Origin of the sequence: Microbacterium sp. TPD7012, from assembly GCF_003075395.1 — a bacterium.
Classification (GTDB): Bacteria; Actinomycetota; Actinomycetes; order Actinomycetales; family Microbacteriaceae; genus Microbacterium.
In genome coordinates this window covers 221,856-243,163 of the sequence record NZ_QDFV01000002.1, presented here as the reverse complement: position 1 = coordinate 243,163, position 21,308 = coordinate 221,856, and the positions used below count along the sequence as shown (strand labels likewise).

The 21,308-nt window shown below is 69.8% G+C and carries 17 protein-coding genes and 1 tRNA gene; 3 read left to right on the top strand and 15 right to left on the bottom strand.

What is annotated here, in order from left to right:
• Positions 1–34: 34 nt before the first annotated feature.
• Together DC434_RS05200 and DC434_RS05195 are read left to right on the top strand one after the other, a co-directional pair.
• Positions 35–2,071, top strand: coding sequence for a bifunctional aldolase/short-chain dehydrogenase (locus DC434_RS05200; protein WP_116634227.1), 2,037 nt, complete (start codon positions 35–37; stop codon positions 2,069–2,071).
• Between the two features lie 22 nt (positions 2,072–2,093).
• Positions 2,094–3,494 carry a rhamnulokinase family protein gene (locus DC434_RS05195; protein ID WP_116634226.1) on the top strand — a complete coding sequence of 467 codons (1,401 nt, stop codon included), beginning with the start codon at positions 2,094–2,096 and terminating at the stop codon, positions 3,492–3,494.
• A 13-nt stretch (positions 3,495–3,507) separates the two neighbouring features.
• Here the strand turns inward: DC434_RS05195 and DC434_RS05190 are convergent, their stop codons facing one another.
• Positions 3,508–5,832, bottom strand: coding sequence for a glycoside hydrolase family 3 C-terminal domain-containing protein (locus tag DC434_RS05190; RefSeq protein ID WP_116634225.1), 2,325 nt, complete (start codon positions 5,830–5,832; stop codon positions 3,508–3,510).
• Positions 5,833–5,925: 93 nt separating this feature from the next.
• Here DC434_RS05190 and DC434_RS05185 point away from each other — a divergent pair, with 93 nt between their 5' ends.
• A complete protein-coding gene (locus DC434_RS05185) occupies positions 5,926–6,507 on the top strand; it encodes a TetR/AcrR family transcriptional regulator (RefSeq protein ID WP_116634224.1) in 582 nt (193 codons plus the stop codon).
• On the opposite strand, the gene DC434_RS05180 is transcribed toward DC434_RS05185, so the two are convergent.
• The 14 genes from DC434_RS05180 to DC434_RS05115 all read right to left on the bottom strand — a co-directional run bounded on the left by DC434_RS05180 (position 6,504) and on the right by DC434_RS05115 (position 21,139).
• On the bottom strand, positions 6,504–7,451 hold the full coding sequence (locus DC434_RS05180; RefSeq protein ID WP_116634223.1) for a carbohydrate ABC transporter permease: 948 nt from the start codon (positions 7,449–7,451) through the stop codon (positions 6,504–6,506). The genes DC434_RS05185 and DC434_RS05180 overlap by 4 nt on opposite strands.
• Positions 7,448–8,413 carry a sugar ABC transporter permease gene (locus tag DC434_RS05175; RefSeq protein WP_207769908.1) on the bottom strand — a complete coding sequence of 322 codons (966 nt, stop codon included), beginning with the start codon at positions 8,411–8,413 and terminating at the stop codon, positions 7,448–7,450. The genes DC434_RS05180 and DC434_RS05175 overlap by 4 nt, the downstream gene beginning before the upstream one ends.
• A gap of 3 nt (positions 8,414–8,416) precedes the next feature.
• Positions 8,417–9,787 (bottom strand): extracellular solute-binding protein, encoded by a 1,371-nt coding sequence (locus DC434_RS05170; protein ID WP_116634222.1) that lies wholly within the window; start codon positions 9,785–9,787, stop codon positions 8,417–8,419.
• 42 nt (positions 9,788–9,829) lie between these two features.
• The gene (locus DC434_RS05165) at positions 9,830–11,494 is read right to left on the bottom strand and encodes a glycoside hydrolase family 13 protein (RefSeq protein WP_243408863.1); all 1,665 of its coding nucleotides are present in this window, start codon (positions 11,492–11,494) and stop codon (positions 9,830–9,832) included.
• Positions 11,495–11,667: 173 nt separating this feature from the next.
• The gene (locus tag DC434_RS05160; protein ID WP_116634220.1) at positions 11,668–12,672 is read right to left on the bottom strand and encodes a LacI family DNA-binding transcriptional regulator; all 1,005 of its coding nucleotides are present in this window, start codon (positions 12,670–12,672) and stop codon (positions 11,668–11,670) included.
• A 60-nt stretch (positions 12,673–12,732) separates the two neighbouring features.
• A complete protein-coding gene (locus DC434_RS05155) occupies positions 12,733–13,956 on the bottom strand; it encodes an LCP family protein (RefSeq protein WP_116634219.1) in 1,224 nt (407 codons plus the stop codon).
• Positions 13,957–13,981: 25 nt separating this feature from the next.
• Positions 13,982–14,066, bottom strand: a tRNA-Ser gene (locus DC434_RS05150).
• A 42-nt stretch (positions 14,067–14,108) separates the two neighbouring features.
• Complete coding sequence (locus DC434_RS05145) at positions 14,109–14,930, bottom strand: HAD family hydrolase (protein WP_116634218.1); 822 nt, start codon at positions 14,928–14,930, stop codon at positions 14,109–14,111.
• Positions 14,927–16,243: a serine--tRNA ligase gene (serS, locus tag DC434_RS05140; RefSeq protein WP_116634217.1), complete on the bottom strand. Its 1,317-nt coding sequence runs from the start codon at positions 16,241–16,243 to the stop codon at positions 14,927–14,929. The genes DC434_RS05145 and serS overlap by 4 nt, the downstream gene beginning before the upstream one ends.
• A 30-nt stretch (positions 16,244–16,273) precedes the next feature.
• A complete protein-coding gene (locus DC434_RS05135; protein ID WP_116634216.1) occupies positions 16,274–17,467 on the bottom strand; it encodes a PLP-dependent aminotransferase family protein in 1,194 nt (397 codons plus the stop codon).
• Between the two features lie 15 nt (positions 17,468–17,482).
• The gene (locus DC434_RS05130) at positions 17,483–18,445 is read right to left on the bottom strand and encodes an FAD-dependent oxidoreductase (RefSeq protein ID WP_116634215.1); all 963 of its coding nucleotides are present in this window, start codon (positions 18,443–18,445) and stop codon (positions 17,483–17,485) included.
• Positions 18,442–19,116, bottom strand: a complete 675-nt coding sequence (locus DC434_RS05125; RefSeq protein WP_116634214.1) for a methionine ABC transporter permease — start codon at positions 19,114–19,116, stop codon at positions 18,442–18,444. Before DC434_RS05125 ends, DC434_RS05130 begins: the two co-directional genes overlap by 4 nt.
• Complete coding sequence (locus DC434_RS05120; RefSeq protein WP_116634213.1) at positions 19,110–20,135, bottom strand: methionine ABC transporter ATP-binding protein; 1,026 nt, start codon at positions 20,133–20,135, stop codon at positions 19,110–19,112. Before DC434_RS05120 ends, DC434_RS05125 begins: the two co-directional genes overlap by 7 nt.
• Before the next feature lie 44 nt (positions 20,136–20,179).
• On the bottom strand, positions 20,180–21,139 hold the full coding sequence (locus tag DC434_RS05115; RefSeq protein WP_116634212.1) for a MetQ/NlpA family ABC transporter substrate-binding protein: 960 nt from the start codon (positions 21,137–21,139) through the stop codon (positions 20,180–20,182).
• Between the last annotated feature and the right edge of the window lie 169 nt (positions 21,140–21,308).

Sequence of the window (21,308 nt, the reverse complement as noted above, 5' to 3'; positions counted from 1 at the left end):
CGCCCATCGACCCTTCGAACCGAGGAAAAGACTGATGACGAACCCGACCTCTGCCGCTCTCATCGCGCGGTCGAACCGCCTGGGCGCCGACCCGAAGAACACGAACTACGCCGGCGGCAACACCTCCGCGAAGGGCGCGGCGACCGATCCGGTCACCGGCCGGCCGGTCGAGCTGCTCTGGGTCAAGGGATCCGGCGGAGACCTCGGCACGCTGAAGGAATCCGGACTCGCCGTGCTGCGGCTCGACCGTCTGCTCGCGCTCACGGACGTCTACCCCGGGCTCGAGCGCGAGGACGAGATGGTCGCGGCCTTCGACTACTGCCTGCACGGCAAGGGCGGCGCGGCTCCCTCGATCGACACGGCGATGCACGGCCTCGTGGATGCCGCGCACGTCGACCACCTGCACCCCGACTCCGGCATCGCGATCGCGACCGCCGCCGACGGCGAAGCGCTGACGTCCACCATCTTCGGCGACAAGGTCGTCTGGGTGCCGTGGCGGCGCCCCGGTTTCCAGCTCGGACTCGACATCGCGGCGATCAAGGCCGAGAACCCGCAGGCGATCGGCTGCATCCTGGGCGGTCATGGGATCACCGCGTGGGCCGACACCTCCGAAGAGGTCGAGGCGAACTCCCTCTGGATCATCGACACGGCCGCCGCGTACATCGGCGCGCACGGCAAGGCGGAGCCCTTCGGCGGCGTCCGCGCCGGTTACGAGGCCCTGCCTGAGAGCGAGCGCCGCGAGCGCGCCGCCGCCCTCGCCCCGACCGTCCGCGGCATCGCCTCGCACGACCGCCCCCAGATCGGCCACTTCACCGACGCCGACGTCGTGCTCGACTTCCTGGCGTCCGAGAAGGCGCCGGCTCTCGCCGCCCTCGGCACCAGCTGCCCCGATCACTTCCTGCGCACCAAGGTCAAGCCGCTGATCCTCGACCTGCCCCCGACGGCATCCATCGAGGAGCAGACTGCGCGTCTGCACGAGCTCCACGAGGAGTACCGCGCCGACTACCAGGCCTACTACGACGCGCACGCGTCGACGGACTCCCCCGCGATCCGGGGCGCCGACCCGCTCATCGTCCTGATCCCCGGCGTGGGCATGTTCTCCTACGGCGCCAACAAGCAGACCGCCCGCGTGGCCGGCGAGTTCTACGTCAACGCCATCAACGTGATGCGCGGCGCAGAGGCGCTGTCCACCTACTCCCCCATCTCCGACGCCGAGAAGTTCCGCATCGAGTACTGGGCGCTGGAGGAGGCGAAGCTGCAGCGGATGCCGAAGCCCCAGAGCCACCAGGGCCGTATCGCGTTCGTCACGGGTGCGGCATCCGGGATCGGGAAGGCCATCGCCACCCGTCTCGCGGCGGAGGGCGCCTGCGTCGTCATCGCCGACCTCGACCTCGAGAAGGCGCAGGCCGCCGCGGCGGAGCTCGGGAATGCCGACGTCGCGATCGGCGTCGCGGCGAACGTGGCGGATGCCGACGCGATCCAGGCCGCGCTGAACCAGGCGCTGCTCGCGTTCGGCGGCGTCGACCTCGTCGTGAACAACGCGGGGCTCTCCCTCTCGAAGCCGCTGCTGGAGACCACCGAGAAGGACTGGGACCTGCAGCATGACGTGATGGCGAAGGGCTCGTTCCTCGTCTCGAAGGCTGCGGCCCGGGCGCTCATCGACCAGAAGCTCGGCGGTGACATCATCTACATCTCGTCGAAGAACTCGGTCTTCGCGGGCCCGAACAACATCGCCTACTCGGCGACCAAGGCCGATCAGGCGCACCAGGTGCGGCTGCTGGCCGTGGAGCTCGGGGAGTACGGCATCCGTGTGAACGGCATCAACCCCGACGGCGTCGTGCGCGGCTCCGGCATCTTCGCCTCGGGCTGGGGCGCCAACCGCGCCGCGACCTACGGCGTGGCCGAAGAGGACCTGGGCCAGTACTACGCGAACCGCACGATCCTCAAGCGAGAGGTCGTGCCCGAGAACGTGGCGGATGCCGTCTTCGTGCTCACAGGACCCGAGCTCAGCCGCACGACCGGACTCCACATCCCCGTCGACTCCGGCGTCGCCGCGGCCTTCCTGCGATGACCTCCTCGGTCGGGAGGACGTCATGACCCTGCGCGCCGTCGCGGCCGTCGACCTCGGGGCGACCAGCGGTCGGGTCATGATCGGGCGCGTCGACGAGGGCACGCTCGAGCTCGAGCTCGTCTCCCGCTTCCCCAACGGCCCCGTCGAACGCGAGGACGGCCTGCACTGGGACTTCGCGGCGCTGTACGAGCACGTGGTCGAGGGGCTGGCGCAGGCGGTCCGACGGGAGCCGGCGATCGAGAGCATCGGCATCGACTCGTGGGCCGTCGACTACGGACTCCTCGCGCACGGCGAGCTGCTCGCCGAGCCCTTCCACTACCGGGACGAGCGGACGGCGCGCGGCGTCGAGGAGGTGCACGCGATCGCCCCCTTCACCGAGCTCTACGGTCGCAACGGCCTGCAGTTCCTGCCGTTCAACACCCTGTACCAGTACCGCGTCGACACGCGCCTCGACGACGCCGACACGGCGCTGCTCATCCCGGATCTCCTCGCCTTCCTCCTCACCGGAGCGCGCGTCGCCGAGCGCACCAACGCCTCGACGACAGGGCTGCTGCGCGTGGGGAGCGGGGAGTGGGACACCGAGCTCGCAGATCGGCTGGGCATCCCCGCCGCCCTGCTGCCGGATCTCGTCGACCCCGGCACGGTGGTCGGCGAACTCCGCCCCGAGCTGGTCGAGCGCATCGGCGCCCGACTGCCGGTCATCGCCGTCGGCTCGCACGACACCGCCTCCGCGGTCGCAGCGGTGCCGATGGCCACGCCCTCGGCGGCGTACATCTCGTGCGGCACCTGGGGCCTCGTGGGTCTGGAGCTGACCGACCCGGTGCTGACGGATGCCGCGCGCGACGCGAACTTCACGCACGAGCTCGGCGTCGATGGCCGCTACCGGTTCCTGCACAACGTCACCGGGCTCTGGCTGCTCAGCGAGACGGTGCGCGCCTGGGAGGCCGAGGACGGCACACCCGTCGACCTGCCGGAGCTGCTGGCCGCGGCATCCGCCGTCGACGAGGACGTGCCGCTGTTCGATGCGAACGACCCGTCGCTCAGCGCGCCGGGCGACATGCCGACCCGTATCGCGGCCCTTCTGGGCGCGGACGCTCCGTCGTCGAGAGCGGGCTTCGCGCGGAGCATCGTCGAGTCGATCGCGGCGGCGTTCGCGGAGGCCGTGCAGACGGCATCCGCTCTCGCCGGACGCGAGATCGACAGCATCCACCTCGTCGGCGGCGGGTCGCTCAACCGCCTGCTCTGCCAGGCGACGGCCGACCGCACGGGCCTCTCCGTGCTGGCCGGCCCCGTCGAGGCGACCGCTCTCGGCAACGTGCTGGTGCAGGCGCGCGCGCTCGACGCCGCACCTTCGACGCTGGAGGATCTGCGCGCGCTGGTCGCGGCGACCCACGCCCCCACGCGCTTCGAACCGCGCGGGTAGCGGGAGCCATCGGTCACGCCGGGACGGAACCACCCGCGTTCGCGGCCGCGAGCAGCTGCTCGACCTGCTCGTGCGAGACGTCGACGCCGGGGAAGCCGATGAGTCGGCCGATCGGGAACGAGGCCATCATCTTCTCCATCGCCTCGTCGTTCGGCATCATCGACGCCGCCGAGGAGTCGGCACCGGACAGCTCGCCGAGGAAGCCGCCGAGGGCGCCCATGACGATCGGCCCGGCGATCGGGTGCGCCAGGACGTCTCCGACCGAGGAGTTCAGCGTGAGCGGGAGGAGGATCTCGTCCCCCTCGACCTGCGCCGAGACCGTCGCGCGGATGTCGCGGCTGGATGCGGCGACATCGACGGTGTACTCGCCGCCCTCGACGATCCACCGATCCACGCGCACGTCCCAGTACGCGAGGTCCTGGCGGCGCACCACGAGCTCGACGGTCCTGGTCTCTCCGGCGGCGAGCTCCACAGAGGCGAAGGCCTTGAGCTCGCGCGGCGCGCGCTGCACGATCGACCGGACCGGCGCGACGTACACCTGCACGACCTCGCGTCCGTCGCGGTCACCCGTGTTCGTCACCTCGAGGTGCACGACGATGTCGCCGTCGGGGTCGACCTCGGCGGTCGTGCTGCCGTAGGCGAAGGTCGTGTAGGACAGCCCGTGACCGAAGGGGAACGTCACGTCGAGCCCCTTCGCGTCATACCAGCGGTAGCCGACGAGCAGGCCCTCACCGTAGCGGACGTGCCCGAACTCACCGGGGAAGTTGCCGAAGGAGGGGTTGTCCGCCAGGCGCACCGGAATCGTCTCGGTGAGCTTCCCCGAGGGGTTGACGGCACCGTAGAGCACGTCGGCGACGGCGCTGCCTCCCGCCTGGCCGAGCAGCCAGCTCTCCACGATCGCGGGCACGCGGTCGGCGAAGGGCAGGGCGACCACGCCGCCGTTGGACAGGACGACCACCGTGTGCGGATTCGCGTCGACCACGGCATCGAGCAGGACGAGCTGGTCGGCAGGAAGGTCGATGTGCTCGCGATCGAAGCCCTCGGATTCCTCCGCTGCGGGCAGGCCGAGGAAGACCACGGCCACCTCGGCGGCGGCAGCCACCGCGACGGCCTCGGCCCGCAGCTCGTCCGCCGGACGACCGGATGCCGCGATCGCACCGCCCTCGACGGCGAAGCCCGGAGCGTAGGACACGAGGTCGCCGCCGACGGCTCGCAGCGCGTCGAGCGCCGTGTCCACGCGGGTGGGGTTGATCAGCGAGGAACCGGCGCCCTGGAAGCGGGGCTCCGTCGCGAAGGCGCCGATGACCGCGATCCGCTGCGTCGGCGCGAACGGCAGGACGGGCCCCTGCCCTTCGACAGGCTCGGGAACCGCGCGAAGGGCCTCGTTCTTGAGGAGCACGATCGACCGACCGGCCGCCTCGCGGGCGAGAGCATGATGGGCGTCGACGTCGAGCGGACCATCGACGACGGGGCGCTCACCCGCCTTGCGCACGAGGTCGACGATGCGGGCGGCGGCGGTGTCGAGCACGCTCTCATCGAGCGTCCCGGCGCGCACGGCCGCGACGAGCTGCGCGTCGGTGCGTCCGCCGGATGCCGGCATCTCGAGGTCGAGCCCCGCGGCGACGCCGGCGACGCGGTCGTTCACGGCACCCCAGTCCGAGACGACGAGCCCGTCGAAGCCCCAGTCCTCGCGCAGCACGCTCGTGAGCAGCCACGGGTCCTCCGAGGTCCAGACGCCGTTGAGCTTGTTGTACGAGCACATGACCGTCCACGGCACGGCATCCTTCACGACCCGCTCGAAGCCGCGCAGGTAGATCTCGCGCAGCGGACGAGGATCGACGTCGGAGCTCGCACGCATCCGGTCGAACTCCTGGTTGTTCGCGGCGAAGTGCTTGAGCGACGTGCCGACGCCCTGCGACTGCACGCCGCGCACGGAGGCGGCGCCGAGCACGCCCGAGACGATCGGATCCTCGGAGAAGTACTCGAAGTTGCGCCCGCACAGCGGCGACCGCTTGATGTTGATCCCGGGTCCGAGCACGACCGCGACGTCTTCGATCGCGGCCTCGACGCCGATCGCCGCGCCGACCCGCTCGATGAGCTCCGGATCCCACGACGAACCGATGCCGACGGCGGGCGGGAAGCAGGTCGCCGGAACGCTGCTGGCGAGACCCAGGTGATCCGTGCCGCCCATCTGCTTGCGGAGGCCGTGCGGGCCGTCGGTCATCATCACCGAGCGGATGTCGGCCCGATCGACCGCTTTCGTGGTCCAGAAGTCCGCGCCGCTGGTCAGCGACGCCTTCTCCTCGAGGGTCAGGTCGGAGGCCGAGATCTCGGTCATGGTCTTCCTTTCGCAGCGACGGCGGTGTCCTTGCGAAAACTATATGCGCTTCAGTATTAGATTCCAAACGTCATTCAGGATTAGTCTCGACTCATGGCTGTCCGAGGTTCTTACGCGAAGGGCGTCGCGCGACGCGAGGAGATCCTCGAGAGCGCGCTCGACGTCATCGGCCGGAAGGGATACCAGAACGCGTCTCTCAAGGAGATCGCCGAAGTCGTCGGTGTGACTCCCGCCGCCCTCCTGCACTACTTCGGCTCGAAGGAGGAGCTCTTCACCGCGGTGCTGCGCAAGCGCGACGAGCACGACGGCCTCGATCCCGCCTTCCTCGACGCGGAGGGGGCGAGGGACGGCTTCCTCGAGGTCATCCGCCACAACACGCAGGTGCCCGGCCTGGTCGCCCTGTTCTCACGACTCGCGGTGGATGCCGCCGACCCCGCTCATCCCGCGCACGACTACTTCCTCGAGCGCAGCGAGCGGCTGCGCTCGAGCATCGCCGAGAGCTTCACGAACGACGACCAGCGTCCGGCCCTCGACCCCGACACCCTGGCGCGGATCATCCAGGCGGCATCGGACGGCCTGCAGCTGCAGTGGATGATCGACCCGACGGTCGACATGCCCGGCATCATGGCCGCGCTGATCGACGCGCTGGCCCCGTCGCCCGCGCGCGGCGACTAGCCCTTCACCGCTCCCCCGAGTCCTGCCGAGCGCAGGAACACGGACTGGAAGATCAGGAACATCGCGATCGGGATGAGCGTGGCGATCGCGAGCGCGGCGAGGAAGACGTCGAGCTCGGTCTGCGACTGCACGGCGGGAAGCCGCACCGACAGCGGCTGCACGGCGGGGTCGGGCAGCACCAGCATCGGCCAGAGGTAGTCCTTCCACGCGGCGATGATCGCGAACACCGACACGACGCCGAGGATCGGCTTCGACATCGGCAGCACGATCGACCAGAACAGGCGGAACGGGCCCGCGCCGTCCGTGCGGGCGGCCTCGAAGACCTCACGAGGCAGCGAGTCGAAGAACCGCTTCACGAGCAGGATGTTGAAGGCGTTCGCCCCCATCGGCAGCCACACCGCGAGGTAGTTGTTGAGCAGGCTCACGTCGCCCAGCAGCGGCGGATGCACGATCGTCAGGTACAGCGGCACCAGCAGCACGATGCCGGGGATGAACAGCGTGGCGAGCACGAGCGCGTTCAGCAGCGGCGCGTACCGCGGCTGCAGCACGGACAGCGCGTAGCCCGCGGTCGTCGCGATGAACAGCTGCACGAACCAGGCGCCGAGCGCGATGACGACCGTGTTCAGGAAGTACTGGTCGATGTGGATGTCGTTCCACGCCGTCTGAAGGTTCGCCCAGTCGATGCCGTTCGGCCAGAGCGCGAAGGGCTGCTGCAGGGTGTCCTGCGTGGGCGTCACCGCCGACTTCGCGAGCCACAGGATCGGCCCGAGTCCGGCGACCACCAGCCCGACTGCGAGGAACACGTGCGTGATCGACATCCCGACGCGGATGCCGGCTCGCCGGCGCTCCGAGTCGGAGATCACGGTGCGATCCCCCACGCGGTCGGCGGCGCGTTCTGCGGCTCGCTCCGCCGCGCGCGTCGAGAGGCGGGTCGCGAGGCTCATGTCGTGCTCCATCGGTCGGTCAGTTTGAAGTACAGCCAGGAGAGGACGGCCAGCACGATCGCGAGCAGCACCGAGACCGCGGTCGCCTCGCCGTAGTCGCCGCCCAGGCTGTTCCGGAAGGCCTTGTCGTAGATGTACAGCAGCACGGTCTTCGTCGCGCCGGCAGGACCGCCGCCGGTGAACAGGAACGGCTCGAGGAACACCTGCGCGGTCGCGATGACCTGCAGGATCAGCATGATGAAGAGGATGCCGCGCAGCTGCGGCAGCGTGACGTGCCAGACCTTCTTCCAGATGCCGGCGCCGTCGACCTCCGCCGCGTCGTAGAGCTCGGGTGGGACGCCCAGCAGAGCGGCGAGGTAGATGATGATCGAGCCGCCGGCCCCGGCCCAAGTCGCTTCGAGCACGAGGGACGGCATCGCCTGCACGGCATCCTGGATCCACGGCTGCGGCGCGATGCCCACCCAGCCGAGCACGGTGTTGAAGACGCCCGACGGATCGGCGCTGTAGAAGAACTTCCACAGCAGCACGGCGACGACCGGGGGGATGACGACCGGGAGATAAGCAAGGGCGGAGTAGAGACCCTTGCCGCGGCGGACCTCGCTCATCAGCACCGCCATCAGCAGCGGCAGCGGGAACCCGAAGAGCAGCGCGAGCACCGCGAACCAGAGCGTGTTGATCACGGCCCGACCGAGCTCGGGGTCGCCGATCACCGCGAGGTAGTTGTCGAAGCCGACCCATTCCGCGACGATCAGGTTCGTCTTCTGCAGGCTCATGATCACGGACTGCACGATCGGCGACCAGGAGAAGAACACGAACACGAACAGCATCGGCAGGACGAACACGAGGTTCGCCAGCCCGCCGCCGCGATACCAGGTGAGCGGTGAGCGGCGGCGGGGTCGGCGCGCAGCGGGCGGCGGAGAATCCTCCACCGCCGCCCGCTGTTCGGAGAGCGTCATCGTCATCGACTACTCGTCGAGCTTCGCCTGCGCCTCGGTCTGCACCTGAGCGAGGAGAGCGTCGATGTCGGCGTTCTGGTCCGTGAGCACGGTCTGCACGACCGAGTCGAGAAGCGAGTAGACCTCCTGGGTCTTCACCTTCGGCTCGCCGACCGGCGTCTGATCCCAGATGCGCTCGCTGAACGGCTTCATCTGGTCGACGGGGACGTTGATGTAGTCCGCGATCCATTCCTGCGACTCGTCATAGAGCTCACGACTGAGCACCGGCAGCAGCGGCGTGCCGACCGCCTGACCCGACTCGTCGAGCGTCTTGGCGTCGAGCACCGCGGCGTCCTTGTCCATGAGCTTCTGCATGTAGTACCAGTCGATCCACTCGACGCCGGCCGCCTTGGTCGTCTCGTCGATGGTCGGGCTCATCACGGCGATGTCGCCGCCGCCGAGCGTGCCGGGGTCGTCGCCCTCGAGCGGGACCACGGTCATGCCGTAGATCGCGGAGTCCATGCCGAAGTCGCGCACCAGCGCCGTGTAGATGTCGGAGCCCGACGTGTACATGCCGATGTTGCCGGCGGCGAACTCCTGGTTGATCGTGCCCCAGTCGAGGTCGACCTTCGATCCGAAGGAGCCGTCCGTCCACTTCACGTCATGCAGGAACTGGAGCGCTGCCTTCGTCGCATCGTTGTCGATGGTCGACTCCGCCGTGCCGTCGCCGTTGTCGGTCTGCGTGCGTCCGCCGCGGGCGACGGTCTGCGAGGTGAGCTGCCAGCCGCCGGTGTTGTTGATCGCCATCTGCGCGTAGCCGGCCTTGCCGGTGGCGTCCGTGATCGCCTTCGCGGCCTCGCGGATCTCGTCCCACGTCTGCGGCGGGTTGTCGGGGTCGAGACCCGCCTGCTCGAACAGATCGCGGTTGTAGTGGAGTGCCGCGGCGTAGGCCTGGCGCGGGAACCCGTAGAGCTTGCCGTCGTCGCCCGTGACGCCGTCGAGGATGATCGGGTTGAACCGATCGGTGTACCCGAGCTCGTCGATGGCATCGGTGACGTCCATGAGCTGCCCGTTCTCGAGGAGCGTCTTGGAGTCGGTGAACGGCACGGTGAAGACGTCGGGCAGGCTGCCGCCGGCGAGCTGGACGGCGAAGGTCGGACCCTCCCACTCGTACTCGACCCCGATGATGTCGATGTCGGGGTGCTCCTTCTCGAACTGCTTCTCCTGCGCCGCGAACGCGTCGTAGGCCGCGGCATCGGCGCCGGGCGGGAACGTCGCGACGCGCAGCTCGGTCTTGCCGCTCGCGCTGCCCTCGTTTCCGCCTGCGGAGCAGCCGGCGAGAGCGGTGACCGTGGCCAGCACGGCGACGCCGGCGACCAGGGTCCTCTTCGGTGACTTCATCGTCTTTCCTTCCATGTGATTGCTGATCGGGTCGTGCAGGGTTCAGTGGTGCGCTCCGCCGGCGCGCTCCGGCAGCGGGCGCAGGGCGAGCCAGGCCGTGGAGTCGGGGGGCAGCACGCCGTCGAGCGGCGTGCTGGTGAGGAGGACCTCGTGGTGCGCGGGCAGCGGCACCGGGGCGGGGCCGAGGTTCGTGATGCTCAGCACGCCGTCGCCGCGCCGGAAGGCCAGCACGTCGGCGCCGAGCTCCAGCCACGAGAAGCCGCCTTCGGCGAGGTCCTCGACGTCGCGGCGCAGCGCGATCGCGTCGCGGTACAGATTCAGCGTGGATGCCGGGTCGTGCTCCTGCGCGTCGACGCTGAGGGGCGCCCAGTCCCCCGGTTGCGGGAGCCAGGGCGTCCCGCCGAACCCGTAGGGGGTCGCGGTGCCGGACCAGGGCAGCGGCACGCGGCATCCGTCCCGACCCGGGTCGACCCCGCCGGAGCGGAAGTGCATGGGGTCCTCGATCGCGTCGAGCGGCAGCTCCACCTCCGGAAGCCCCAGCTCGTCGCCCTGATAGATGTAGAGGCTGCCGGGGAGGGCTGCCACGAGCAGCGCGGCGGCGCGCGCCCGCTCCCGCCCGCGCCCGGCATCGGTCGGGGTCCCGAAGCGCTTGCGATCGAAGGCGAACGAGGAGTCGGCCCGGCCGTAGCGCGTCGCCGGGCGGGTGACGTCGTGGTTGGACAGCACCCAGGTGGCCGGGGCGCCCACGGGCGCATGCTCGGCGAGCGTGCGGGTGATCGAGTCGCGCATGGCCTGCGCGCTCCACGGCTGCGTCATGAAGCCGAAGTTGAAAGCGGTGTGCATCTCGCCGGGGCGCAGGTAGCGGGCGAAGCGCTCGGCGTCTTCGAGCCACACCTCCCCCACGAGCACCCGCTCGCCGTCGTACTCGTCGGCGACGGCGCGCCAGTCCCGGTAGATGTCGTGCAGCTCGTCGCGATCGATGTGCGGATGCCCGATCGCCGGCGCGCTCCCGGGAGGCAGATCCGGGAGGGCCGCGTCCTTGACCGGCAGCGCGGCGGAGTCGATGCGCACGCCGGCGACCCCGCGGTCGAACCAGAAGCGCAGGATGTCCTCGTGCTCGCGCCTCACGTCGGGGTGGTTCCAGTTGAGGTCCGGCTGCTCGGGCGTGAACAGGTGCAGGTACCACTCACCGGGCGTGCCGTCGGGGTTCCGCGTGCGCGTCCAGGTCTCGCCCTGGAAGCTGGAGACCCAGTTGGTGGGGATGCCGTCGCCGTTCTCCCCACGCCCGGGATGGAACCAGAAGCGCTCGCGCTCGGGACTCCCCGGGCCCGCGGCCAGTGCACGCTGGAACCACTCGTGCTGATCGGAGATGTGATTGGGAACGATGTCGATGATCGTGCGGATGCCGAGCGCGAGGGCCTCGGCGATGAGCTGCTCCGCCTCCTCCAGCGTGCCGAACCGCGGGTCGATGTCGCGGTAGTCCTGCACGTCGTATCCGCCGTCGGCCAGCGGGCTCCGGTACCAGGGGTTGAACCAGAGAGCATCGACGCCGAGGCTCTTGAGGTACCCGAGGCGCGCGCGGACTCCGGCGAGGTCGCCGACACCGTCGCCGTTCCCGTCCGCGAAGCTGCGCACGTAGACCTGGTAGATCACGGCCGTGCGCCACCATCCCTCATCCGCCGGCAGGGTGGCGGTGCGTGCAGGCACGGGGGCGGTGCTGCGCAGAACATCGGTGTCCACGGAACTCCTCGTCGTCGGTGGCGATGTCCCGAATGTAGCTTTACCTCACGTTTAACGCAAGAACTAAACAATCTGTCGCAATTTTGCGATTCTTGCGGACCGCATGAAAGTCGGCGGCGGGGCGACCGGATCCCGAAGGGTCAGGCCAGAGGTCCCGTCGACGCCCGGAGGACGAGCTCGGGCTCGAAGAGGAGCTCGTCGATCGGCTGAGCCGTGCCGGCGATCTGCGCGAGGAGGAGGGCGATCACCGCCCGCCCCATGGACTCGATCGGCTGACGCACCGTCGTCAGGGGCGGTTCGGTGCAGCTCATCAGGGCGGAGTCGTCGAAGCCGACCACGCTCACGTCTCCGGGGACCGAGAAGCCCGCGCGGCGGGCCGCGCGCACGGCGCCGAGCGCCATCGGATCACTCGCGCAGACGATCGCGGTCGCCCCGGCCTCGAGGAGGCGTGCAGCCCCGGCCTGCCCCGATTCGAGGGAGTACATGCCGCGGACGACGAGGTCGTCGGAGAGCGGGGTGCCGAGTCGCTCGAGCAGTCGGCGCGCGGCGTCGAGCTTCCGCTGCGACGGCACATGATCGCCCGGGCCGAGCAGGAGGCCGATCCGCCGGTGCCCCAGCTGGTGCACGTGGAGGACGGCCTGCTCGGCGGCGGCGGCATCGTCGGTGGAGACCGTGGCGAACTGCAGCTCGGGGACGCGGGCGTTGACCAGCACGGTCGGCAGGTTGACCTGGCGGAGCCTCTCGTAGTGCTGATGCGCGGCATCCGCCTGCGTGTAGTTGCCGCCGAGGAAGATCACTCCGGACACCTGCTGGGCGAGGAGCAGGTCGATGTAGTCCGACTCGGTGACGCCGCCCGCGTTCTGCGTGCACAGCAGGGGCGTGTACCCGTTCTGCGTCAGGGCGCCGCCGACGATCTCGGCGAAAGCCGGGAAGATCGGATTCTGCAGCTCGGGCAGCACGAGGCCGACCAGTCGCGCACGCTCGCCCCGCAGCTTCGTCGGCCGCTCGTAGCCGAGCACGTCGAGAGCGGTCAGCACCGCCTGGCGCGTCGCACTCGAGACGCCCGGCTTGTCGTTCAGCACGCGGCTGACCGTGGCCTCGCTCACACCGACCTTGCGCGCCACCTCGGCGAGTCGCTTCGACATGAGGTCAGTGTACGCAAGTTCTTGCAGGATCGCGCAAACGCGCTGCAAGCGCGGAGGATGCTATTCGCGGACGTTGCCGTTCGAGCAGGTCTGCTGCGCGGCGGAGTTGCCCTTGATCGTGTCGGGGAGCTGGACCACCGTCGGGTCCGGTGTCGCGCCTTCGACCGGGACCGCCGGGTCCTGCACGACCACACCGTCGTTGCTGGTGTTCTGGTGCGTGATCTGCAGCTGCGCGTTCGCCGCGATGGCGTCCCACATGACGCTCGCCGCCTGCTCGTTCGGCACGACCTTGTTCGGATCGTCGCTGTCGCCGACGGTCGGGTACTGCAGGAAGACGATGTCCTCGAACGGCACCGACTTCACGGCCAGGGCGATCTGCACGATCTTCATCGGGTCGGCGAGCGAGGTGCTGGTCTCGAGGTTGTTGAGACCGATGTTCGCGAGCTTCAGCATGACCGGCACGTTGCCGAGCGTCTCACCGCTGATCAGCGCGCGAGCCAGGCTCGACATGTACTGCTGCTGGTTGCCGATGCGTCCGAGGTCGCTGCCGTCGCCGACGCCGTGGCGGGTGCGGAGGAACTGCAGCGCCTGCAGGCCCTGCAGGTAGTGCGTTCCCGCCTCCATGTCGAGGCCGGTGTAGACGTCGTCGATCGGGCTGGCGAGGCAGACCTCGACGCCGCCGATCGCGTTCGTGATCTCGATCACGCCGCCGAAGGTGACCGAGGCAGCGAACTGGATCTCCTGCCCGGTGAGCGCGGAGATCGTCTTGGCGACGCAGTTCAGCCCGGCGTCGGTGTAGGCGACGTTGAGCGGCTGCTTGCTCATGCCCGAGTGCACTTCACCCTCGGGGTCGGTGCACTCCGGGATCGGGACCATCAGGTCGCGGGGGAAGCTGACGACGGTGATGCGACGAGGCTCCTGCGAGACGTGGACCAGGAGGTTCACGTCGTTGAGCGTGCCTTCGGAGTCCGCGCCGGTGCAGCGATCGCCGAAGAGGTCCTTGTACTTCTCCTCGCACGTGTCGACACCGGTGAGGACGAGGTTGAAGCCCTCTTTGTACTCTCCGATGTCCGGCGGGAGCTGCTCCTGCCCCTCGAGGTCGACCGCGTTGGCGGAGACCGTGCTGGAGAAGTCGTAGAGGATGTACGCGCCGACGCCGAAACCGCTGACGAGCACCACGGCGAGGCCGATGGCGAGGAACTTCAACAGCTGCCCGATTGCCCCCGGGGTGCGCTGCTGACCGTGTCGCGCGATGGTGCGACGCCGTCGGGAGTTCTCGCTCACTCGTGGCCTTTCGGGTTTCAGTATGCGGAGGGTGTGGGATTCGAACCCACGAGACATCTCTGCCCACTGGTTTTCAAGACCAGCTCCATCGGCCGCTCGGACAACCCTCCCGACAGACGAATCTGCCGACAACGCGTGAGTCTAGCCGAGTTCTATTCTGACGCGTCGACCTGGGCGGGTGCTGGAAGCGTGTCGAGAGCCGTCGCCAGGCCGCCATCGGCCACGTCGTCCGTGACCTCGCTCGCGGCATCCTTCACCTCGTCCGGAGCCTGCCCCATCGCCACCGCACGGCCTCCGTGGGACCGCGCCCAGCCGAACATGCCGATGTCGTTGCGGCCGTCGCCGGCCACGAGCACGCGACTGCCGTCGACGCCGAGCGCGGTGCGCACCTGCTCCAGGGCGGTGCCCTTGTCGACGCCCTGCGGGGCGATGTCGAGCCACGCGGTCCAGCCGATCGCGTAAGAGACCTCGTTGAGCCCGGCATCCGCCACCAGCCGGTGGAAGTCCTCCTCGTCGTGGCCCGGCGAGACGACGACGATGCGCGAGACCGGCTCGGCTCCCAGCTCGTCGAAGTCGACCTGGCGGCCGCCGTCGAGGGTCCAGTCGTCGAGCTGCGCGGTGTAGAGACGCTGCGCGGAGGCAAGCTCGACCATGTATCGCGCGTCTGGCAGGCGCTCCTGCAGCAGCGCGAGGACCGGCCGCGGATCGAAGGTCTCGATCTTCCAGCGCTCCCACTCCCCGTCGACGCGGCGCATGGTCACGGCGCCGTTCGAGCAGACCACGTACTCCGCCGTCAGGCCGAGCTCCTCGACATAGCGTCGCGTCGCCATCCAGCTGCGGCCGGTGGCGATGGTGACCTCGTGCCCCGCCTCCCGCACACGGGCGACCGCCTCGGGCACACCGGGACTCATCGTCTCGTCCTGCAGCAGGATCGTGCCGTCGACGTCGAGGCCGACGAGCCAGGGTTCGCTCATGAGGTGGATCCCTGCGGGCGGATCACGTCGAGTCCGCCGAGGTACGGGCGCAGCACCTCGGGCACGCGCACCGATCCGTCGGCCTGCTGGTGGGTCTCGAGCAGAGCGACGATCCAGCGCGTGGTGGCGAGGGTGCCGTTGAGCGTGGCCACGTGCTGCGTCTTCGCAGCCCCCTCCGCTGCACCCTGGGTCCCCGAGCCCGTCGAAGGGGCGGGCCGGTGACGCACGTCCAGCCGGCGCGCCTGGAAGGTCGTGCAGTTCGAGGTCGACGTGAGCTCGCGGAACGCCCCCTGGGTCGGAACCCAGGCCTCGATGTCGTACTTGCGTGCGGCGCTCGACCCCAGATCGCCGGCCGCGACGTCGATCACGCGGTAGGCGAGGCCGAGCGAGGTGAGCATCTCCTCCTGCAGCGCGACGAGGCGGAGGTGCTCGGCCTCCGCGTCGTCGGGGTTCGTGTAGACGAACATCTCGAGCTTGTTGAACTGGTGGACCCGGATGATGCCGCGGGTGTCCTTGCCGTGCGAGCCGGCCTCGCGGCGGTAGCAGGTGGACCAGCCGGCGTAGCGGAGGGCGCCGTCCGTCAGATCGACGATCTCGTCCTTGTGGTACCCGGCGAGCGCGACCTCGCTGGTGCCGACGAGGTACAGGTCGTCGTCCTTGTCGAGGTGGTAGACCTCGTCGGCGTGCTCGCCGAGGAAGCCGGTTCCCTGCATGATCTCCGGCCGCACGAGGGTCGGCGTGATCAGCGGCACGAAGCCGTTCTGCAGCGCCTTGTCGAGGGCGAGGTTCATGAGGGCGATCTCGAGGCGCGCGCCGATGCCGCGGAGGAAGTAGAAGCGCGCACCCGACACCTTCGCACCGCGTTCCATGTCGATCGCCCCGAGGAGCTCGCCGAGCTCGAGGTGGTCACGGGGCTCGAAGTCGAAGGCGGGCACGTCGCCGACGCGGCGCAGCTCGACGAAGTCGGCCTCGCCGCCCGCCGGGACGCCGTCGATCACGACGTTCTCGATCCGGGCGAGCGCCGCCGCCGCCGACTCCGATGCCTCGTTCGCCGCCTGCTGCGCCTGCTTGACGCGGTCGGCGAGCTCCTTGGCCTGGGCGACGAGAGCCGCCTTCTCGTCCTTCGGCGCCTTCGCGACCTGCTTGCCGAACGCGTTCTGCTCGGCGCGCAGCTCCTCGAACGTCGTCAACGCGGCACGACGCGATCGGTCGGCCTCGAGTGCGATGTCGACGGTGCCCTGGTCGTTTCCACGGGCGGCCTGCGAACGGCGGACGATCTCCGGCTGGTCGCGGAGGAGTGCGAGGTCGATCATCCACCAAGTCTAGAGCGCGTGCCGGGGGCGTCAGCCGCGCCCGGTGAGCTCCCGCCACGCCTGAGCGAGACGTGCCACGCCCTCGGTCAGGTCCTGCTCGCTCACCTCCGAGAACGACAGACGAGCGAACCCACGGAAGCCCTCACCCTCAGCCGCGAACCACTCGCCCCGCTGGTAGGTGACGCCGCGGTCCTGTGCGGCCTCGAAGAGCTGCGCGAAGTCGAGGTCACAGCCGAGACGCGCCCACGCGAAGAACCCGCCCTGCGGCTCCGCCACCTCGACCGCGTCGCCGAACTCCGTCCGCAGCGCCGTGACCAGCACCTGGGCCTTGCGGGCGTACCCCGCGCCCGCCGCGGTGATCGAGGCGTCCAGTCGCTCGTCGCCCAGCATCCGCTCGACGACGGCCTGAAGGATGCCGCTGGTCTGGCCGTCGAGCCGGTTGCGCAGGCGGGTGACGCGCTCCGAGAGCCCGGCCGCGAGCACGATCCAGCCGAGACGCAGTCCGGGCCCGAGCGTCTTCGAGAACGTGTTCACCGCGATCACCCGATCGGACGCGCGGAACGCGCGACGGTCGGGCACCGCGACGCCGGGGAACGAGATGGCACGGTAGGGGTCGTCGGCGATGATCGTGAACCCGTACTTCTCGGCGAGGGCGACGAGTGCGGCTTCCTTCTCGGCGCTCAGCGTGACTCCGGACGGGTTCTGGAACGTCGGGACGGTGAACAGCGCCTTGGGGCGGAGCCCGGCACGGAGGCGCCGCTCGAGCTCGTCCACGTCGATGCCGTCCGGTCCCACCGCGACGGGGGCGACCTCGACGCCGATCAGGTCGAGCACACGGAGGAAGAGCGGATACACCGGGTCGTCGACGACGATCAGGTCCCCCGGATCGAGCGTGCTGAGCACGGCGAGGGCGAGGCCGTGCGCTCCGCCGTTCGTCACGAGGATCCGGTCGGCGGACACGCCCTCGCGCGCGGCGATCGCCGCGCGCAGCTGCGGCAGGCCCGGGGCGGGCGTGTACTTGAGGAGCGGCGCGAAATCCGCGCTCTCGGTCACGGCGCGGAACGCGTCGCGATAGATGTCCAGGGGAAGCAGATCCGTGGCCGGGTTTCCGCCGCCGAGATCGATCGAGCCCGGTGCGAGCCGGATGAGCGTCGCATCGCCGAAGCCCTGGCGCGCAGGGAGCCCGGCCAGCAGGGTGCTCGGAGTCGGGGCGAGGTCGGTCATGGGGGTCCGATCGGTTCAGGGGCGGAGGGGGACGAGCCGGGGATCGGCGTCGCCGTCGAGGTCTCGAGCGATCAGCTCGCCGAGCAGGGGGGCGAGCGTGACGCCGCTGTGCGTGAGGGCCACATACACATCATCCGCGACGGCGCCGACGAGCGGCATCCCGTCGGCGGCGTGCGGGCGCGCCGCGTGGTCGACGCGCACGCGCGCCGCGGCGGGGACTCGCCATCCGAGCGCGTGCTCGATCTCGTCGCGCAGGGCCGGCCAGACCGTGTCGACGGATGCCGTGACGCCGGCATCCCGCAGATCGGCTTCGATGCGCAGGCTCTGCGCGGCGATCCGCCCGTCGCCGTCGGGGCGCACCTGGAGCCCGGCGACGGAGCGGATGCGGTCGATCGGATGCCCGTCGACCTCGATCCGTGCCAGGAAGCCGTCGTCGCCGGCCGAGGACGACAGCCGCTGCACCCGCGGAGACACCGCCGCGACCAGCGCAGCGGTGCCGGTGCCGGCCGCCACGACGATCAGGTCCGCCGGGCCGACGAGGCCGCGCAGGTGCTCCAGCGAGGCCACAGGCGTCGCATCACGCACCGTGCCGCCGGCGCTGCGAAGATCGGCGAGCTGCGCCGCGAGGAATGCCGCCGTGTCGACGTAGCCGTCATCGGGATACAGGACGCCGTCGATCTCGGCTCCCGTGCGGATGAACCACGGGATGTCGTGTGCGGCGGAGCGCTCGGCGTGCCGACGCCGACCGTCGGCATTCAACCGCCGATACGACGCCGGTTCCTTGCCATGGTCGTTCACCCAGGCGAAGCTCGCCCGTGAGGCTTCCGTGCTCCCGGCCGGCTCGGCGGCGAGCAGGACGACATCCGCTCCGCGCTCGGCGATCCGCGCCGCGACGCACGCGCCGACCACGCCCGCCCCCACGACGACGACACGTCGGCGTGCGAGGGCGGCGTGGTCACGGCGCGCGGTCGACGTCATCCGTCGATGAAGTGCCGGGCGATCCGGTTGCCGATGAACTGCACCAGCTGCACCAGGGCGATCAGCACGATGATGATGAGGATCATGACGGCGTAGTCGAAGCGCTGGTATCCGTACGTGAGGGCGAGGTTTCCGAGTCCGCCGCCGCCGACCGCTCCGGCGACGGCTGTCGCGTCGATCAGCGCGACGAAGATGAACGTCAGCGACAGGAGCAGCGGCCCGAACGCCTCGCGCACCACGAACCCGAAGAGGATGTGCAGAGGCGAGGCTCCGAAGGCCTTGGCCGCCTCGATGACACCGGGATCGACCGCGACGAGATTCGACTCGGCGACGCGCGCGATGCCGACGGAAGCCGCGATCGTCAGCGGCAGGATCGCGGCAGCCGGCCCGATGCTGGTGCCGATGAGGGCGCGGGTGAGCGGCGTCAGGGCGATGAGCAGGATGATGAACGGGATCGGGCGCAGCGTGTTCACGACGATGTTCAGGGTCGTGTGCACGATGCGGCTGTGCAGCAGCTGTCCCGGGCGCGTGGCGTAGAGGAAGATCCCGAGGATCAGGCCGATCACCGAGGCGAGGAAGAACGCGACCGAGACCATGAAGAGCGTCTCGCCGAGCGCGCGGGCGACCTTCGGGATCACCACGTCGAGGTCGAGGACGTCGAGGCTCACCATGTCGTCACCTCCGTCCGGGTCGAGAGCGCAGCCACGAACCGGTCGACGGCGGCGTCCTCACCGTGGAGCGCGAGGCTGAGCTGCCCGTACGGCAGGTTCTTCACGCGCGCGACGCCGCCCTGGATGATCGAGAAGTCGACCTCGTGGATGCGGGCGAGCGACGAGAGCAGCGGCCCTTCCGCGACCGCGCCGTCCATCGCCACCGAGATGCGGCGACCGGCGAAGCTCGATGCCAGCTCGGCGCGCTGCGCGTCGCTGAGGAACGTGCGCGTGTACGAGCCGACCAGGTTCGCGGTGACCGGATGCTGCGGCCGGGCGAGGATCTGGTGGATGTCCCCCGATTCGACGACGTCGCCGTCGCTGAGGATCGAGACGCGGTCGGCCAGCTGGCTCATCACGTCCATCTCGTGCGTCACCACGACGATCGTGATCCCGAACTCCTGATTCACCGAGCGGAGCAGGTCGACGATCTCGGTCGTCGTCTGCGGATCGAGCGCGCTCGTCGCCTCGTCGGCCAACAGCACCGACGGCTTCGCCGCGATCGCGCGGGCGATCCCCACACGCTGCTTCTGACCGCCGGAGAGCTGCCGCGGACGCGCGAAGGCCTTGCCGCCGAGCCCCACGAAGTCGAGCAGCTCGGCCACGCGCCGCGAGATCTCGTCGTCCTTCCATCCCGCGAGCTTGAGGGGCGTGGCGATGTTGCTGAAGACCGTGCGCGAGTTCCAGAGGTTGAACTGCTGGAACACCATCCCGATGCCGTGCCGCAGCGTGCGCAGCTCGGCGGGCGGCAGTGCGTGCACATCGACACCGTCGACCAGCACGCGCCCCTCGGTGGGAGCCTCGAGACCGTTGATCATGCGCAGCAGCGTGGACTTGCCCGCTCCGGAACGCCCGATCAGTCCGTAGACCTCTCCGGCATGCACCGTGATGTCGACATCGCGGAGCACCCGGACGGGCTCGCCCTTCCCTCGGGCGGGGTAGTCCTTCGACACCCCGGAGAGCTGGATGCGCTCTGTCATTCGATCCTCGGTCTGGTCGTGCGGCTGCTCCGCACCGTGGCGGACTACTGGGCGACGAGCTCGGCGAGCGCCTTGCGGAGGTCGTCGACGGGGAGTTCGACGATGGTGGCCTCGCCGCGCTTCTCCTCTTCGAGGGCCGCGACCACGCGCTTGTCGCGGTAGGTCTTCTCCAGCAGCGCCCAGGCCGGGTCGTCGGCGCGGTCTGCGGTCGTCGCGACCACGATCACGTACGGGCTCGACGTGGTGGCCGAGGAGTCCTCGAGCACGAGGGCGTCGTCGCTGGTGATCTCGAGCGCGGGGTCGAAGTCGTCGGTCGCGATCACGACGGCGGAGATGGTCGGGTCGCTGTAGCTGGTCTGCACCGATTCGTGGGCGATGCGCACGAGCTCGATGCCGCGCGGGTTCGACGTGATGTCCTCCTCGGTCGGGAAGACGCCGGCGTTCTCGTCGACCTCGATGACACCGGCCGTCTGCAGGATGAAGAGGGCGCGGGAGAAGTTCGCCGGGTCGTCGGGCACGGCGACCTTGGCACCCTCCGGGATGTCGTCGGCGGAGTCGAGATCGTCCGAGAACAGTCCCCATGCCGAGATCACGGTCGAGAAGACCGGCGTGATGTCCGACCCGTTCTCCTTGTTGAATTGGCTGAGCCAGGCGACGTGCTGGAAGGAGTTGCCGTCGACCTCGCCCTCGACGAGGGCGGTGTTCGGCAGGTAGGGGTCGTCGAAGTTCACGAAGGTGAGGTCGAGCCCGTTCTCCTTGCCGACCTCGATGATGGCGTCCTGGAAGTCGCTCTGCGCGGTGTCGGCGATCGTCAGGGGGATCAGCTCCTCCGCGCCGTCGCCGGAGGCCTCGGGGGCGGAGTTCTGCACGACGATCGGGATCACGAACGCGGCGGCGATCGCGACGACCGCGACGGCCCCGCCGATCAGCCACAGGCGCGTGCGCGACTTCTGCTTCGAGAGGTGCGCGTCGATCTCGTTCTGGGTCTGGTTCTGCTCTGACATGTCGTGCTCCTGCGAGGTGGGCCGGTCGTCGGGAGTGCGTCCATCGTCCGCGCCGGCCGATCGGGACGGCGGCGCGGGGAGATGCGGGATGACTTCCGACGTTAGCCGCGGGGCGAGGGAGCACACGATCCCGGAGGTAACGCACGGAAACACGGGGGCCTGCGTCGCC